The organism is Aquimarina sp. AU119, from assembly GCF_900312735.1.
GTDB classification, from domain to species: domain Bacteria; phylum Bacteroidota; class Bacteroidia; order Flavobacteriales; family Flavobacteriaceae; genus Aquimarina; species Aquimarina algiphila.
The window spans coordinates 21,369-39,251 of record NZ_OMPF01000023.1 but is presented as its reverse complement, the minus strand read 5'-3'; the positions used below and the strand labels follow the sequence as shown (position 1 = coordinate 39,251).

The following is a 17,883-nucleotide window of genomic DNA, read 5'->3' as shown; positions in this document are numbered from 1 at the left end:
TTTTTGGTAGTACTACCCCCTGAAAATAGTGTTTTTTTTATTTGTTAAAAATACTTATTTCTAAAAAAACAAAAACCCCTCTTAACAGAGGGGTTTTTTATCTTTCTAATGTATAATCTATGTTATTATTGTTTATAGATTCCTAAAGTAAGTTCACCGGCAGCATTCATAGTAGCACGATACATTCCTGCAGTATTAAATTCCATAGCAATATTACCTTTATTATCTATGGCTACAATTCCTCCAGTGCCTCCCAGGTTTTTAAGTTTTTTTTGTATTACTATTTGAGCTGCTTCTTGAAGGGAAAGCTCTTTATATTCCATTAAAGCAGAAATATCGTGAGCAACCATCGCGCGAATAAAATATTCTCCCCATCCTGTACTTGATACAGCGCAAGTGGCATTATTTGCATATGTTCCAGCTCCTATAATTGGAGAATCACCTATACGATTCCATTTTTTATTGGTCATCCCGCCAGTTGAAGTTCCGGCAGCTAAATTTCCGTTTTTATCTAATGCCACACATCCTACAGTTCCAAATTTTGAGTCTTTGATATAAGGGTCGTAAAAAGCTGTTGTGGTATTGGCTTCCTTTGCTTTTTCCTTTTCTTTTACTCTTTCTAAAGATTTCATACGATCTTCTGTAAAAAAGTATGCTGGATCTACCATTTCAATATTTCTTTCTTTAGCAAATAACTCTGCTCCGCTTCCTGAAAGTAATACATGCGGGGAGTTAATCATAACTTCCCGAGCTAGATTTATAGGATTCTTAACTGTCTTTACTCCAGCTACTGCACCTGCATTTAGGGTACTTCCATCCATAATTGAAGCATCCAATTCATTAACTCCTTCACTATTAAAAACAGCACCTTTACCTGCATTAAAAAGAGGAGAATTCTCTAGAATATTTATTGTTTTTTCTACAGCTTCTAGGCTTGTTCCTCCATTTTTTAGAATCGTATGCCCCACTTTTATTGCTTCTTCTAACTTAGTTTTATATGCCAATTCTTTTTCGGGTGTCATATTCTTTTTCAAGATCGTTCCTGCTCCCCCATGAATAACAATTCCAAAACTATCTCCAGATTTTTGAAGTTCTTCTGTTGTAGTCTCAACAACTGGTACTTTGGCCGTTTCCTTGGACTGTTCTTTGCATGCCAGAAACAACACTAAGCTTAAAAATATGATTACTCTTTGCATAATTACTATGATTTGTGTTTACAATAATCTACTAAAGCGATCCTTCCTTGAAAGAATCTGAAGGTTAAATGTATGATATTTCCACCATTATCTTCTAGGCATATAGATTTATTTAACTCAAAATCATACGGTTGATGTACCCCTCCTTCGATCGCAATATTATCAGCATATAATGACAATACTTTATTTGATTTTACTACAGGTTTAATTCTTCCCGAAATTAAAGGGATTTCTCCTGACTTATTAAGAATTGTAGACCCTGATCCTTTTGTTTTTTCGATTGTGATTAATATATCTTCTTTAGGGTTTAAATCCTTAAACATAACACCTGGATATTCGGGATGTGCGATAAGCGCTGTATACAATTTACGCGTTCGAATAATAAAATGCGCAAGTCCTTTTTCATCAGTAAATCCTTCGAGGTATGTCAAATTATTAGCTACTAATACGATCTTTGCATTTTTAATGAGTTCTCCACTTTCGCTTTCTATTTTGATCGTAAATATGTAGGGTTTTGGATTAATCAAAGTAGAAATTTTGGACCATCTACTTTTTAAAAACGTTTGGTCTTTCTTTATTTTCTTTTCGATCAAACCAGCAAACTCATCTGGAGTTCTATCTGTAAGGTTTATATACCCCACTGTTTTTAAAATTCCCGGAATCTCTGTATCATCAAATCTTGCCGGAAGAATATACTCTCTACTTTCCTGAAATGCTCTTGCCTGCATCGAAACTCTTTCATGATTTGTCCATAGTTTTTGATTATAAAACCCTGAAATAAACAACACCGTATATTTTGCTCTATTTTGATAAATCTCTGATAAATATTCATAAAGATTTTTACCCCATAGGTTTGTTTCTTCAAACAGATCATAAAAGACCTTAATTCCTCTTATTTTTAAGCTATTAGCTACCTCTTCGACATATGCCCTATTCTCTCCAGCAAAAGAAAGCGCAACATCATATTCATAATTCTTGTTTTTCATCACTGACCACTTTTTCTTTTTAACCTAAAACTGACTTTATTCTTTTATTAAAAACCACTTATACAAAATTACTCTCTTTTGTTGGAATATTTCCATTTTTACTAGGAAATATTCCAACAAAAGTTTTACTTTTAAACCGTAAAAAAACTACACTCATGAAACCTAAAAAACATATAAAAGGCAGAGGTGCCCAGGAAAAAATCAACAATAGATTTCTTAAAAATCATCATGAAACAAGAGATGACTTTCTTAATTATTGTCTTGCACAAGGAGAAATAATAGATAAACCACAGACTACTTTTATTGAAACTTTTCCAAAAACTATTGTAAACAAAGTAACCAGTCCAGATGTGGGTATGATGTACTCTTTAAATCCTTATCAAGGTTGTGAACATGGTTGTGTATATTGTTATGCAAGAAATTCTCATGAATATTGGGGTTATGGAGCTGGTTTAGAATTTGAAAGTAAAATTTTGGTAAAGAAAAATGCTCCTGAATTGCTTGAGAAAAAACTTAAAAGTTCAACATGGAAAGCATACCCTATCTCACTTTCGGGAAACACAGATTGTTATCAACCCATCGAGAAGAAGCTTAAGATAACACGAAAATTACTTGAAGTTTTTTTAAAATACAGACATCCTGTTGGTATCATAACCAAAAACGCATTGATCCAAAGAGACTTGGATATTTTAACAGAATTAGCAAGACACAATCTTGTATCTGTATTTCTATCTATCACTTCCTTAAAAGAAGAAACCCGAAGAATTTTGGAACCCAGAACAGCCAGTATTAAGAAACGATTAGAAACTCTGGAACTCTTAAACACATCTGGAATTCCAACAAATGTAATGATGGCACCAATAATTCCATCCATTAATAGTCATGAAATATTACCACTCGCAAAGGAGATTTCTGAGCGAGGAGCAAAAAGTGTTGGATATACTATTGTAAGACTTAATGGTGCAATTGGGCAACTTTTTACCACCTGGTTAGAAAATACTCTCCCAGATCGTAAAGACAAAATTCTTCATCAAATTAAGGAGTGTCACGAAGGCAATTTAAATGACAGTGAATTTGGTAGAAGAATGAAAGGGTCTGGAAATATCGCTGATCAGATTCATCAACTATTCTCTTTAGCAAGAAAAAAATACTTTCCAGAGACACAAAAAGTGCATTTAAATTGTCACATGCATGAAGAGTATAAAAATGGACAATTACGATTATTCTAAAAGACTAGTTTCTCTATTTATATGACAATTAATTACAAAAACAATTTAAAAAAATATTTAACTTTATGATATTCTAATTAAATTAAAAAAGTGTAATTTTGGTTAACCAATTTAACGTAAAAATTACATAACCATCTTTCTAACTAACCCAAAACCTCTTAAAATGAAAAATCACCCCAACCCTCTTCTAGATTCTTTCTCAATTCTACGGATTGATTCTGTAGTTTTCTGAATTCTTGAATACAAATAGAAGTACTATCATCTGAATTGTAACCAAATTTCAGATTAAATATCATAAAGTACTTTAAGAAATTGTTGTACACTTTTTCATCCTAAAACACTGACCAAAAATGGTATAATGTCTTTTATTGATGATTTTGTGTTTGTATTATTATTTTTTCAAATCAGGTTCTCTATTCACAAGATTACCCCTGTGATACAATGAAAAAATACATGATTTTTAAATTCAACAACTTAACATAAATACAGTATTAAATCTTAAAACCTAAACTTATGAAACGTATTTTTACATTTCTCGTCATTTTATTGATGACAACATCTTTTTTTGCTCAATCCCAGAGCATTCAACCAAAACAACAAATTGCAGCGGCAAAACACTCAGGAAATTTTTTTAAAGAAGTCTCTTTGTTTCTTCTAAAGAATGAAAAATCTAATGCCTCTATTCCAAAAGAATTTAAAGATTTTTCAATTTTATCACTGAGCTCTTCTGCTATGAAAAGTTTTGAATCATCCCCTCCAGAGGCAATGAATCTTTCTTTACCTGGAAAAAAATCATCAATGCTTTTAGAATTAGTAAAAGTGGAAATTGCTACAGATGACTTTTCAATTGTAGAAATGCCTTCTGGAAAAGTTATTCAACCCAATATGAATATCGCACATTATCGTGGAATCGTAAAAAACAGTCCTAATTCAATTGCTGCCATTACCATCCAAGATGATCAAGTATCAGGAATAATTAGTCTTGATGGAGAAAGTGGTAATCTGGTACTTGGTAAACTAGACAATAGTAATCACCATATCCTATATGAAGATAAAGATATCAGTCATCTTAACGATTTTGTTTGTCAAACTGTAGATACACATACTGAAGAAATCCAAAAAAACGATTTTTCAAAACAAACTCCAGCAGCAAATCAAGTTAAATGTCCCGAAATATTTTTTGACATTGGCAATGATGTGGTAAGAGATAAAGGAGGAAGTCAGGCAGCCAGTAACTTTGTACAGGCTATGTTTAATCAAGTAGCTATATTGTATGCTAATGATGACATAAAAATAAAGCTTTCTGGCATTAAGGTTTGGACATCGTCCACTCCATTTAATGATTTAGATGGCTTTAGAAATTACAGAAATCGATATGGTTTTAACGGTGACCTTGCTCATTTTGTGACTTATAATTACTCTGGGGGAGTCGCTTGGGTAGATGCTCTTTGTGGTTCATATAAATATGGTTTATCGGGCATAAACCGCAGTTATCAAGATGTTCCAAGATATTCCTGGAATATCTCTACAATCGCGCATGAGTTAGGACATAATTTTGGGTCAAATCATACGCATTCTTGTGTATGGAATGGTAATAATACCGCAATTGATGGTTGTTACAATACCCAAGGAGGTTGCGGGCGCCCAGGAATTCCTTCGGATGGAGGAACAATCATGAGTTATTGCCACTTAACGAGTGTGGGAACAAACCTAAGAAAAGGTTTTGGATCTCAGCCCAGAAATGTAATTCGAAGAGCAATCAGCAGAGCGAGTTGTGTAGATACTTGTGAAGGCTCAGGAGGAGGAGGTGATGAAGTAAGCTGCGTAGGTATTAATGAATGGTCTGGTAATGTAACCTATGTAGCTGGAAATAAAGTAACCTACCAAGGTAGGCTATTTGAGAGAACAGCAAATAACGGTTGGAACGATTTAGGGAAATGTAGCTCGGATCCATGTTCTGTAGCCGTGCAATGGACCGAAAACACAATCTATTCACCTGGAGATGTTGTAATATATAATGGTAATGTATGGATAAGGACAGAAAATAACGATTGGGAATACGTAGATTGTGATAGCAACACCCTTGATCCGTGTTCTAGTGTAGATCCCTGGACAGAAGGTGTAAATTATCGCGTGGGTGATCAGGTTGTATTTGAAGGGAAAGTTTTTGAATGGAACGGAGCTAATTGGATTGAAATAGCAACTTGTGCAGGCACCCCTGCATCCGTACCCATAGTTTCAACTTCGCAGGCAGTAAAAGATTCTAATATCTTAGTTTATCCTAATCCGGCTAAAGATTTTATCACTTTTGAAATTGAGAATGTACATAGTAAAAATACGATCATTACTGTTAAGAATATACAGGGTAGGAATATTGTATCTAAAACTATCAATCAAACTTCTCCAATCGGAAATATAAAAGAAACTCTTAATATTCAGTCATTCAATAGCGGTATTTACTTTGTACAGATAATTAGCGGTGATGCAACACTCACCAAAAAGATTCATATCAAATAAACTCTTATAATCAATTTTTAGTGAGGGTATGTAATAAAAACACATACCCTTCTAATCAATTCTAAAAACAAAACCAATGACACAACTCAAAAAATTATCTCTACTTCAATGGAGATTACTTCTGGTTCTTTTCTTGTTAATCAACCCAATGAATTATACAGGTTCTGCTCAAGAATTATTTCAAATGATGCAAAACGAAAATAACCTCAGCATAAAAAAACTAGAACGCTTAGGAACCAAATACTACAAAAAAAATAAAAAAGGTAAAGGAAGTGGCTATAAATTGTATATGAGAAACTTATACTGGGCCAAACGAAATGCTGATGCTAACGGTCGTGTAATAAGTGATCGTCAAGTTGTGAATGAATATGATAGATTTTTGAAATCATGGAATCAAAACAATAGTCAAGCGGCAAGAAATGTACAAAGAAGCAGTAACTGGGAAGAATTAGGTCCTTTTAACTGGACCCGCACAAGAAGTTGGTCTCCAGGACTAGGAAGGATTACGGCCATAGCTGTAGAACCTACAAATCAAAAAATAATATACGCTGGATCTCCAGGAGGTGGCATCTGGAAATCTATAAATGCGGGTCAAAGTTGGAAACCTCTTGGTGACCGAATGACCAATATGTCCATTTGGGCTATAGCCATCGATCCAAATAATAGTAGTATTGTATATTTAGGAAACTCTGCTGGTCAGATTATGAAATCAACAAATGGAGGAGATTCATGGTCAGAAGTTTACAGAGTAAGTGGTACTCCAAGAAGAATTCTCATTCATCCAAACAGCACTCTCATATTTGTGGGTACTACAGAAGCATTATACAGATCGGTTAATTCAGGGAATTCTTTTAGTTCAGTATTAAATTCCAGAGCCGAGGATATTGAATTCAAGCCAGGGAATACTAATGTGGTTTATGCTTGCGGAAATAGTTTTTATCGATCGACTAACGGAGGTCGTTCTTTTAGTCGTATCACTAGTGGAATCTCCAGAACTGAGCGAATGAAAATGGCTGTAACTCCTGCAAATCCAGATATTGTATACTTAGTTCAAAAAAGACAAAGTAGTTTTGGATATTTATATAGATCAATAGACGGTGGATCAAGTTTTAGTACTCGTGCAAATTATAACAGTGTATCTACAAACCAGGTATATTTTACACAGGCATCTCGTGATATGGCCATTGCTGTATCAGATACCAATGCTAATGAAGTACATTTAGGAGGAATGAACTATTCAAGATCATTAGATGGCGGGTTAAGTTTTACAACACTAGCCGCTTGGAATGAACCCAATGACCGATCCTATGTACATGCAGATATAGAAGTTTTACAATATATAAAAGGCAATATATACATAGGTACAGATGGAGGTATTTTTAGAAGTAGAGATCGTGGAGCTAATACAACCGATTTAACACAAGGAGGATTAGCAGTAAGACAGTATTATCGTATTGGCGGCGCTGCTACAGATGCCAATATGATAGTAGGAGGAGCTCAAGATAATGGAACCAATATTATGAGAGGAGCAAACCGACAATTTAAAGAATGGCTAGGTGCCGATGGTATGGAATGTTTTATAGATCATAAAAATAGAAATATCGTATATGGAACCACTCAGTTTGGTTCTTTATATAAAAGTACAGATGGTGGAAATAGTATAGGAAACATTAGTAAACCTGGGAATTTCAGTGGAGAATGGGTAACACCTTTTATGATGGATCCTATTAATAACAACAATATTTACGTTGGATATAGAGATTTGTACCGAAGCAACAATGGTGGTAGTAGAGGTAGCTGGAGGAATTTAACAAGCAGTATAAATGTTGGTGGTAATCTTGATGAAATGGCAATCGCCGCTTCGGACAACAATTATATATACATAGCTCAAAAAGGTCGGGTATGGAGAACCAAAAATGGACAACGCAACAACCCAACCTGGACCGAAATAAGCAATTTTAGAGGTGATGTTAATTTTATTACTGTTGACCCTAATAATCCTGAACGAGTAGCTCTTGCTGCTACTGGGTCAAGAGTTTACCTATCAATAGATGCAGGAAGTACATGGACCAATATTAAAGGAAATCTCCCCAACATTTCTGCTCAATGTCTGGTTTTTGATGACACCGCAGCCAATGGGTTATATGTAGGTATGCAATCTGGAGTGTATTATACTAATGATAATCTTAGTTCCTGGGTTCCGTTTTCAACCAATTTGCCCGGAGTACAAACTACAGATTTAGAAATCCACTACCCTACACGAAAAATTCGTGTTGCAACGTATGGTAGAGGAATTTGGGAATCTGACCTTTATGATGAAAATAGTGAAGAAATAAATCCACCTACTGACCTGAGTATACAGGTAAGTGAAAAAGATGTCACATTGACGTGGAAAGATAATTCGACCAATGAAAATGGTTTTACAATTGAAAGAAGTGATGGAAATGCTTATGAAAGAATAGACTTTGTTGGGACAGGTATTCAAACGTATACGGACAAAGGTTTATCAAACGGCACGTACACTTATAGAGTTAGAGCATATGACAGTGATAGTTATTCAAGTTATTCTAATACTATTCAAGCAATTATAGAGGATATCGTAACTCCCCCGGATGTCATCGATAATTGCGAAGGTTGCACTGTTTATGACACCAATAGCGAGGAAATTAGTAATGCAGATCATTCAAAAGAAAAAGCTGCCGATGGAGATCCTAGTACATATTGGCATAGTAACTGGTATGATGATAATACTTCACATCCACATTTTATAGCTATCGATCTCGGTCAACAAAGAGATTTAGTCGGATTTTCTTATCAAGGAAGACAGACTGGTACAACTGGAATGGTAAAAGACTATATTATATTTGGTTGGGATGGTAATAGTTGGCAACAGTTATCAACAGGAACATTTCAAAAATCTACACTTAAACAAACTGTAGAATTTGACACTTTCAGATGTCGCTATATTTATTTTAGAGCACTCTCTGAAGTTGATGACAAAAGATGGGCATCGGTTGCAGAATTTACAGTAAGATACACTCCGTCACAAAATGCTGGCAGATTTGCTAGTAAAAAGATTTTAAATACTCCTCCTCCAGCTGTAGATCTTAGTGATTTTGATGGAATAAAAGTATTTCCTATTCCTTTTAACGATAAACTAACTATTAAAGGGATTACGTCTAAAAAAGCAGTTCGTTCTATACAGCTTATTGGCACAAATGGACGTACCCAACGAACTAAAACTGTAATAGATAAAGACATTATTACTATCGACACCCATAAGTTACTTAATGGTTTTTATGTTTTACATATAGAACAAAATGGAGTACAAAAAAGTATTAAGGTTTTCAAACAACAATGAATCTAACTGGTGAGAATATTTTATTTTTAAAGTTGTTCGGAAACAAAGACAAGGGTTTATGGATAAAACCCTTTAAAATATTGAATTTTTAGAAAAACATCATCTTCTCAAACCAAAGAAAGGGGTATTGTTAGATATTGAGCAATACCCCTTTTTATTAAAAAGCATCTATTGCTAAATTTTAATTACACATTGATTTATTTATAGAATTACTAAGGATTTATTCTGAATAATGCTAGTTATTATATTAAACTAAAGTTAATTAACTGTTAAATACAGTTAACTTCGATTGTATTACTTTTGGTTTTTTGTGTCAATTTCCTTCTTAAATTTTATTCCTTTTAGATGTCTTTCTTTTCTGTTCAACTCCTTGATCCTCAATAACGCAACAATGTTGCATTATTGAGGATCAAGATATACTTTGACTTATTTATAAGCAAATAACTCCCTAGAAACCAGCCGTTTGTTACGTTTTTACCGTATTTTTTTGTAAGAATTAATCTCTACTTTTGAACGACAAATTTTAATGAGAGCTCAACATTTTAATTTAAAACTAAAATTAAACTTTAACACAAAATTTGAAAAATAATGAAAACTCAACTAAAAATTTTAAGTGCTATAACGGTCTTTTCTTTTCTCTTTTATAGTTGTGAAAAAGATGAAAATGAGATTACTGAGATAGAAACAGGAATAGAAACTACTGACAATATAGGAGCAGATCAAGCAATACCTGGAGAGTATATTATAATTTACAAAGAGGATGAGTCTCTATTAGGTAAAAGTGCTGGTATGAAAGCTAAATCCATGCAAACGCTATCAAAATATGCGATAGCAGAGGATAATATAAAGCAAACTTATACTAATGCTATTCAAGGGTTTGCTGTTAAAAATCTATCTCAAAAACAAGCAGACATGCTTAAAAATGATCCTGAAGTAGCTTATATAGAACCTAATTATATTCATAAGTTGGATATAGATATGGGAAAACCTGTAAGCACGCTTCCTGCGACAGTACAAGGTAAAAATGCTACTAAGGATTCTCAACTTCCAAATGGAGATTTTTTACCCTGGGGTATAGAAAGAGTAGGAAGAGCTAACGGTAGTGGTAGAACCTGCTGGATTATCGATAGTGGTATAGCACCACATAGTGATCTAACTATTGATACTGGCCGAAGCAGAAGCTTTGTAGGTGGGTCATGGCAAGATCAAAATGGACATGGAACTCACGTAGCAGGAACAGTTGCTGCAAAAAATAATGGCTCTGGAGTTGTAGGTGTGGCTTTTGGGGCTACTGTAATTTCTGTTAGAGTACTAAATGCTGCAGGAAGTGGTGGTACCGCTGGTATTCTTGCTGGGGTAGACTATGTAGCAAATAATGCAAGAAATGGAGATACCTGGAACTATAGTGTAGGATTCCGTAATAGAGCTACTTCTCAGGCCATTGATAATGCCTTTAGAAATCTTGAAGCAAGAGCGATTGGAGCTATGGCAGCAGGAAATAGCAATGATGACACCCAATTTTACTCACCACAAAGATTACGTACGGGTAACTCTTGGTGTGTTGGTAACATGACTCGTTCAGGTGCAGCCGCAGGTACTTCAAACTTTGGAAGAAGTGTAGATCGTTGGGCTCCAGGTACCGCAGTATGGTCTACTTGGTTAAACGGTCAATTTAATAGAATCTCTGGTACGTCTATGGCATCACCACATGTAGCAGGTATACTATTACTAAGAGGTAACAGTACAGGAACAAATGGATCTGTAAGCAAAGGAGGATCAACTGCTCCTATTGCTACCCTTAATTAAAAATAGATAATTAAATATTTTGAATTTGTTAGAGGCTGGGTTGCACCCAGCCTCTTTTTTTCTATTCTATGTAAACATACTCTAGTTCATATACAATATTCTTGTGCTTTCACCTTGTTAAAAGAAATATCGATTCTTATAAAAGTTAATGATGTACAATAATATTCTTCTGATATAGCAATTATTTCATAATCAGAGTAATATAGTATTTTATACCGTTAGGGTTTAGACTTGCCCCTCCCATTCTTTATAAAACTGTTCTAAAAACCCTTCCATATATTGATGACGTTCATTAGCCAGTTTTTTACCGGCTTCAGTATTCATTCTATCCTTAAGCAGGAATAGTTTTTCATAAAAATGATTAATTGTTGGAGAGGTTGAAGACTTGTATTCTTCTTTCGTCATATTAAGGTTGGGAGAAATATCAGGGTCATATAGAACTCTGTTTTTAAACCCGCCATAATTAAAACATCTTGCAATTCCGATAGCACCTATGGCATCTAATCGATCTGCATCTTGAATAACATCCAGTTCTGGGGATTTAAATTTTTGATCTATGTTACCTCCTTTAAAGGAAATGTTTTCTATAATTTTGATTACATGAGTAACAACACTTTCTTCAACGCTGAGGCTTTCTAAAAAATCTGATGCGACTTTAGGCCCAACAGTTTCATCACCATCATGAAATTTTGAATCTGCAATATCGTGAAGCAATGCACCTAAGGATACCACAAAAAGATCTACATTTTCATCCTTAGCAATTAGCTTTGCATTATTATACACTCTTTGGATATGAAACCAGTCATGTCCTCCCTCTGCTCCAACAAGTTTTTCTTTTACAAAATCAATAGTTTTAGATACAATCTTATCTTCAATCATACCTATATCTACTATTTTACTATTGCAGGTTGTACCCACTTAAATTCAAAAATCTCATCAGGGATTACCAGTCGCTCACTAATTCGTTGCATTCTAGCAGGTAGTTTCATCACAAAATCCCGTGCTTTCTCGGCTTCATCGGTTAAATCTACCAGTTTATCAATTTCCCATTTATCAATTAAGCGTTGCATGATATCGATATAATCTTGAGAAGTATATACTCCTAAACGTTGAGCAGCATTTGAGAATTCTTCAAAGGCAGTACCTATAGCGTCTCCAGATTCTCTAAGAAAATGTGCAGGCATTACAATTTTATGCTTCATCATATGGCTAAAAGCAATCATCATCTGACTAGGGTCAACTTCAAAAATATTTTTTACAAACTCACTATATGCGTTATAATGACGCATCTCATCACCTGCGATAATTTTACACATTTTAGCTAGTGATTTATTTGAGTACTCCCTTGCCATTTTTGCCACTCGACTATGAGAAATATTGGTGGCTAACTCCTGAAAACTAGTGTATACAAAATTCTTATACGGATCTCTATCTGTACCAATATCAAATCCGTCATTAATTAAATGTTGAGTTGTTCTTTCTACCTCAATCATGTTTACTCTACCTGATAGGTATAAGTATTTATTCAGTGTATCTCCGTGGCGATTTTCTTCACTTGTCCAGTAACGTACCCAACGAGACCAGCCATTTCCTTTACCATCTTCATGCTGATTAATCCCTTCTACATCCATTAACCATGATTCATATGTAGGTAAAGCCTCTTCTGTAATAGTATCCCCTACAAGAACAACCCAAAAATCATAAGGAAGTTCTTTTGCCAACTCTCTTAATTCTTTTACTTCATCAAAAAACGTATCTTCATTCTGAGAATCGGGTAAGAAATCTGTTGGCTGCCACACCTTATCTATCGGAATCAAAAATTTATCTATAAAAGATTCTATTTTCTTCTCTAATAGTTGCATTACTTCTAGTCTAATATTATCTAAAGCCATTATAGTTGTATGTTACGTTCTAATTGCTAAAGTAACCCTTTCTTCAATTCTTTCGAGTAATATTTCGGGTTCTTTATCGATTGAAAGAGGTTCTTGCACCTCCAATGTCAAATGTACTCCAACGCCCATTGGAAAATTACCAAATCGAACTAGTTTCCAACTATTATTTATAGTTACAGGTACGACTAAAGCATAAGGTGCATTCTTAAACAAAATTTTTAATCCTGTAGGAGCAAATTCTTTTGGTTTTCCATCTCTACTTCTTGTGCCTTCAGGAAAAATTACTGCAGAAAATGTATGCTCAGCGATAAACCTTCCAAATTTAGATAAGGCCGGAATAGATTGTTTAGGATTTTTTCTATCGATTAAAACATGCCCTCCATGCCTTAGGTTAAACGATATACTCGGAATTCCTTTCCCTAATTCAATCTTGGAAATAAACTTTGGTCTGTGCTTTCTTAAATACCAAGATATCAGAGGAACATCAAACATACTTTGATGATTAGAAACAATGATCAAAGATTGATCCTTTGGCAATTTATGAATATTCTTAAAACTGATTCTTACTCCCAAAAAGTGTAGACATCGTAATAAACATAGATTCATGATATTTACTACCCCTCTGTGTCCCGATCTACCGCCCAGTTTTTTGCCAAGCCACTGCAGTGGTTGAAAAACTACTAATGTTAATCCAAAAGATAAATAGAAAATTATAGAAAGCGGATAACTAAGTATCCTTTTTACTGCCTCCATCCCTTCTGTTCAATTATTAAAATTTTGACTTGTGTAATTGTCTCGCAAGGTCTTACATTATTTCAAGTAAACCAATAGTTTTACTAAAATAAAAACCGCCTGTAACAACAAACGGTTTAGAACTCTTTTTTTAGCATATACGCTACTTACATTTTAGCAATGTTCGTTATATGCATCTTTAAGATTTTCTGCGATCATTTCTGCAGGTCGCCCTTCTATATGGTGACGCTCTAGCATATGAACTAACTCCCCGTTTCTAAATAAGGCCATAGAAGGAGATGATGGAGGAAACGGGATCATAAATCCACGTGCCTTATCCGTTGCTTCTCTGTCTACTCCTGCAAAAACGGTTACCAAATTGTCTGGTTTTTTATTATTATCTAAAGAAGCCTTTGCTCCCGGGCGTGCATTTGCCGCAGCGCAACCGCATACCGAATTAACAACTACCAACGTAGTTCCTTCTTTTGCTATTGCTGCTTCTACTGCTTCTCCTGTATGTAATTCTTCAAAACCAATATTGGTAAGATCTTCACGCATTGGTTTTACTAACTCTGGTGGATACATATTTCTGTTTTTTTTCGTACTACAATTTTATACAAAGGTACAAATTATGTACCATATAAAAGTAACTGACAAGTAGTCGTAGAAATATATCATCTCACAACATAATTCTATTTTATTTACAACGATCCCGTAACAAATATTGTATCTTATTGTCTAATATACTATAGAACAAAATATATTAAAAAATAATTTCAGTTATCTTTACAACCCAAAAAAAATTTGAATGATTAAATGGTTTGCTGCTATATTAGGAGCCGTGTTTTTTAGATTTCCGGGAGCAATTCTTGGTTTTATCCTAGGAAGCCTCTTGGATACTACCTCTGGTAAAAATGGCAGAGGGTTCAAAACTGTATTTTCACAACAGCAAAAAATTACTCCTGCAGATTTTGAACTTAATTTATTATCCCTTTCTTCAATTGTTATTAAAGCAGATGGCAAAGTAAATCAAACCGAGCTAGATTATGTTCGTCGATACTTTGTAAGTGCTTATGGAAAAGAACATGCAAATGCTACTTTTAGATCGTTTAATGAAATCATTAAAAGCAGGCAAATCTCTGCACAACGTATTTGCATGTATATTAATCAACACACCCGATACCCCTCTAGGCTACAAATTCTTCATTTTTTGTTCGGAATTGCAAATGCAGATGGTATAGTAAGTGATTCTGAAGCTAGTGAAATTGGCAAAATTGCAGGCTTTCTAAGAATCAATTTTAAAGATTTTGAAAGTATTAAAGCCATGTTTTTTAAAACTGGAGATCATGCATATAAGATTCTCGAAATTGAAAAATCGGCAACAGATGCCGAAGTAAAAAAAGCATTTAGAACAATGGCCAAAAAATATCATCCAGATAAAATACAGCATATGGATGAAATACACATCAAAGGTGCCGAAGATAAATTTAGAGAGGTACAAAAAGCCTATGACCAAATCAAAAAAGAACGAGGGATTGTTTAATTTCTTTGGTTTATACTCTGCATAGACATGAGTTTATCTTAAAATTCGTAGTATTCACAACATTTTTTCTACCATTCGCAAAATACACTATTAAAATTAGAGAGTATTGCTGTTCATTTAAGCATTATTTAATCAAAAAGAGATAGAATTATAATCAGTTCTAGACTCCTTTTTAAAAACCTTCATTCTATGAAAAAATTAATGCTATTGTTTATTTTAATCGGAAGTTTTAACAAAGGATTTTCAGTTTCCATTCCTTTTAGAACATCTGAAATTAAGAATTTGTCCATCCCTATTTCTGATGATCCTATCGGCGATATCAAGAACGTAGTTCAGGAACATCTAGATGGTTCTGCGACAAGAGATATTTCAAAAATGAGTTCAGTATTACATGATGATTTTAGAATTGTTGTAAATGATGCTAAAAAAGGAGTCACTGTATTAGATAGAGCAACCATGCTTAACTTCTATAAGCAGAAAAAATTTGGAGGAGAAGTAAAATTAATAGAGTTTATATCTATAGATGTGCAGGGTAACTTAAGCGCTATAGTCAAAGTAAAGGAGACCGGTAAAAAAGCCATATTCAATCTATACTTTTCTTTAATTAACACAAATGGAAACTGGAAAATCATTAATGAACTCGCTTATTTAGATTATTTAAAATAAATTAGAGAACATAAAGTGATCTTTTGAGATTTTTCTTTCAAAAGATGTGGTATCAAACTAATGAAAAGAAGATTCTATTTAAGTAAAGGAGAGATTATTCTATGCCTAATCGCAATGGCAATAATCTCTTCTATTATGCTTTATATTAAATCCGATTTAAATGGACAATCAATATCATTTTTTTGGATTCTATGTATAAAGACTACTACCTGGCTTTTTTGGGGGTGTTGGATTCCTTTTATTTTTTACCTCTCTCATAAAGTCCCAATTCATAAACACAATTATTATCTAGGGGTTTTATTACACTTACCAATCAGCATCATGATTGTTTGTTTCCATCTATTATTGTATGTGATAATCATCAAATTAAGTCCCATACCTGGTTTTCAGGAACAACCAATCGCTACTTTATTCATTGGTCTTTTGTTCTCTCAGTTTGAATGGTATTTTCTGACATATTGGGCATTAATGCTTGGGAGTTATGCCGTCGAATATTATCAAAAATTTAGAGAAAGTAATTTAAAGGCAGCTCAATTAGATTCCCGTCTTACAAAATCCCGACTAATGGCTCTTAAAATGCAGTTACATCCACATTTTCTTTTTAATACATTACATACAATTTCTTCTCTAGTAAGACAAGACGAAAAGAAAAAATCCATTTCGATGTTATCAGAAATGGGTGATTTATTAAGGATCGTATTAAGTCAAAATGAAGAACAATTCATAAAACTAACATCAGAACTTGAGTTCATCAAAAAGTATATCGCTTTAGAAGAGAAGAGATTTAAAAATAAAATGAACGTTCAAATAGAGGTTGGTGATGATTTATCTGAGACATTAATACCCTCTTTTTTATTACAACCTTTAATTGAAAATAGTATCTATCACGGATTATCAAAAAAGGTAGATGCGAGTATACTGAGTATTGATATTAAAAAAAAGGGAGATCAATTATGCATAGAAATGTATAATGATGGTCCCCCATTATCAGAAAACTTTAATGTCTTCAAAGTAGAAGGAATTGGATTAGCAAACACCATAGAACGGCTCAGTCAACTATATCAAGATCAGTACATTATTAAGTTTTTGAATATTAAAAATGGAGTGTTAGTCAAATTAAACATTCCATATCAAATCAAATAAATGCAAATAAAAGTAATCGCCATAGATGATGAACCCGAAGCTCTGGAAAATTTAAAGATTTTGCTTGATGAGCAAGATGATTATATATTAATTGATTCTTGCACTAATGGAAAAACAGCCATTGAGGCTATTATAGAACAAAAACCCGATTTGGTTTTTCTCGATATTCAAATGCCCGAGATATCCGGTTTTGATGTAATAAGCGCAGTACGCCCATACTTTGCCCCTGTTTATGTATTTATTACTGCCTATGATCAATACGCAATACATGCATTTGAAGTAAACGCTATTGACTATCTACTAAAACCTTTTGATGACGAACGTTTTTATGCAGCTCTTCATAAAGCAAAAAAACAGATTGAGCTCAAAACAAACGAAGACCTCAACTTCAAATTAGATGCATTACTTCAAAAAACGAATGCCAATAAAAAAGCAATGTATATCAAACGTATTTCTGTTAAGTTGGCTAATCGAGTTTATTTTTTAGAAATCGATAAAGTGATTTATTTAAAAGCAGAGAATCAATATATTAATGTATTTCTAAACAACGGCACTCAGCATTTGATCAGAGATACTCTTAATCGTCTTGAAAGTGAACTCAACCCAGAAATATTCTTTAGATGTCATCGTTCAAACATAGTCAACATTAATGAAATTAAGCAAATTGAACCTTTTTTTAGTGGGGATTATATAATGACGTTAAAAAATGGAGACAAATTGAAGTTATCAAAATCAAGAAAAGAAGGGCTAAAAAAATTAATGAATTGGTAATATATTAAAAGTACGGCTTCAAAAGATTTTATACATTTTGA

14 protein-coding genes are annotated in these 17,883 nt (G+C 33.7%); 8 read left to right on the top strand and 6 right to left on the bottom strand.

The window, feature by feature from the left end; genetic code table 11:
• Window positions 1-125: 125 nt before the first annotated feature.
• The gene (locus tag DK442_RS21145) at window positions 126-1,196 is read right to left on the bottom strand and encodes an isoaspartyl peptidase/L-asparaginase family protein (RefSeq protein WP_109437910.1); all 1,071 of its coding nucleotides are present in this window, start codon (window positions 1,194-1,196) and stop codon (window positions 126-128) included.
• A gap of 5 nt (window positions 1,197-1,201) precedes the next feature.
• A complete protein-coding gene (locus DK442_RS21140; protein ID WP_109437909.1) occupies window positions 1,202-2,182 on the bottom strand; it encodes a toll/interleukin-1 receptor domain-containing protein in 981 nt (326 codons plus the stop codon).
• A gap of 155 nt (window positions 2,183-2,337) precedes the next feature.
• Here DK442_RS21140 and DK442_RS21135 point away from each other — a divergent pair, with 155 nt between their 5' ends.
• The 4 genes from DK442_RS21135 (at window position 2,338) to DK442_RS21120 (ending at window position 11,095) form a co-directional block, all read left to right on the top strand.
• Window positions 2,338-3,411 carry a PA0069 family radical SAM protein gene (locus DK442_RS21135; protein ID WP_109437908.1) on the top strand — a complete coding sequence of 358 codons (1,074 nt, stop codon included), beginning with the start codon at window positions 2,338-2,340 and terminating at the stop codon, window positions 3,409-3,411.
• A gap of 513 nt (window positions 3,412-3,924) precedes the next feature.
• Window positions 3,925-5,928, top strand: a complete 2,004-nt coding sequence (locus DK442_RS21130) for a M12 family metallo-peptidase (protein ID WP_109437907.1) — start codon at window positions 3,925-3,927, stop codon at window positions 5,926-5,928.
• A 76-nt stretch (window positions 5,929-6,004) separates the two neighbouring features.
• Window positions 6,005-9,289: a discoidin domain-containing protein gene (locus tag DK442_RS21125; protein ID WP_109437906.1), complete on the top strand. Its 3,285-nt coding sequence runs from the start codon at window positions 6,005-6,007 to the stop codon at window positions 9,287-9,289.
• A gap of 588 nt (window positions 9,290-9,877) precedes the next feature.
• Complete coding sequence (locus DK442_RS21120) at window positions 9,878-11,095, top strand: S8 family serine peptidase (protein ID WP_109437905.1); 1,218 nt, start codon at window positions 9,878-9,880, stop codon at window positions 11,093-11,095.
• 225 nt (window positions 11,096-11,320) lie between these two features.
• Here DK442_RS21120 and DK442_RS21115 read toward each other — a convergent pair whose 3' ends face one another.
• From DK442_RS21115 to DK442_RS21100, 4 genes are all read right to left on the bottom strand, one after another.
• Complete coding sequence (locus tag DK442_RS21115; protein ID WP_109437961.1) at window positions 11,321-11,974, bottom strand: HD domain-containing protein; 654 nt, start codon at window positions 11,972-11,974, stop codon at window positions 11,321-11,323.
• Window positions 11,975-11,985: 11 nt separating this feature from the next.
• Window positions 11,986-12,987 (bottom strand): acyl-ACP desaturase, encoded by a 1,002-nt coding sequence (locus DK442_RS21110; RefSeq protein ID WP_109437904.1) that lies wholly within the window; start codon window positions 12,985-12,987, stop codon window positions 11,986-11,988.
• A gap of 12 nt (window positions 12,988-12,999) precedes the next feature.
• Window positions 13,000-13,740 (bottom strand): 1-acyl-sn-glycerol-3-phosphate acyltransferase, encoded by a 741-nt coding sequence (locus DK442_RS21105; RefSeq protein WP_109437903.1) that lies wholly within the window; start codon window positions 13,738-13,740, stop codon window positions 13,000-13,002.
• Between the two features lie 153 nt (window positions 13,741-13,893).
• Window positions 13,894-14,304: a BrxA/BrxB family bacilliredoxin gene (locus DK442_RS21100; RefSeq protein WP_109437902.1), complete on the bottom strand. Its 411-nt coding sequence runs from the start codon at window positions 14,302-14,304 to the stop codon at window positions 13,894-13,896.
• Between the two features lie 223 nt (window positions 14,305-14,527).
• Between DK442_RS21100 and DK442_RS21095 the strand changes: the two genes are divergently transcribed.
• From DK442_RS21095 to DK442_RS21080, 4 genes are all read left to right on the top strand, one after another.
• A complete protein-coding gene (locus DK442_RS21095; protein WP_109437901.1) occupies window positions 14,528-15,262 on the top strand; it encodes a TerB family tellurite resistance protein in 735 nt (244 codons plus the stop codon).
• A 189-nt stretch (window positions 15,263-15,451) separates the two neighbouring features.
• Window positions 15,452-15,928 carry a nuclear transport factor 2 family protein gene (locus tag DK442_RS21090; protein ID WP_109437900.1) on the top strand — a complete coding sequence of 159 codons (477 nt, stop codon included), beginning with the start codon at window positions 15,452-15,454 and terminating at the stop codon, window positions 15,926-15,928.
• Between the two features lie 321 nt (window positions 15,929-16,249).
• Entirely contained in the window at window positions 16,250-17,071 is an 822-nt protein-coding gene (locus DK442_RS21085; RefSeq protein ID WP_160114281.1) for a sensor histidine kinase, read from the top strand.
• On the top strand, window positions 17,072-17,842 hold the full coding sequence (locus DK442_RS21080) for a LytTR family DNA-binding domain-containing protein (protein WP_109437898.1): 771 nt from the start codon (window positions 17,072-17,074) through the stop codon (window positions 17,840-17,842). It begins immediately after the preceding gene.
• Window positions 17,843-17,883: the final 41 nt, after the last annotated feature.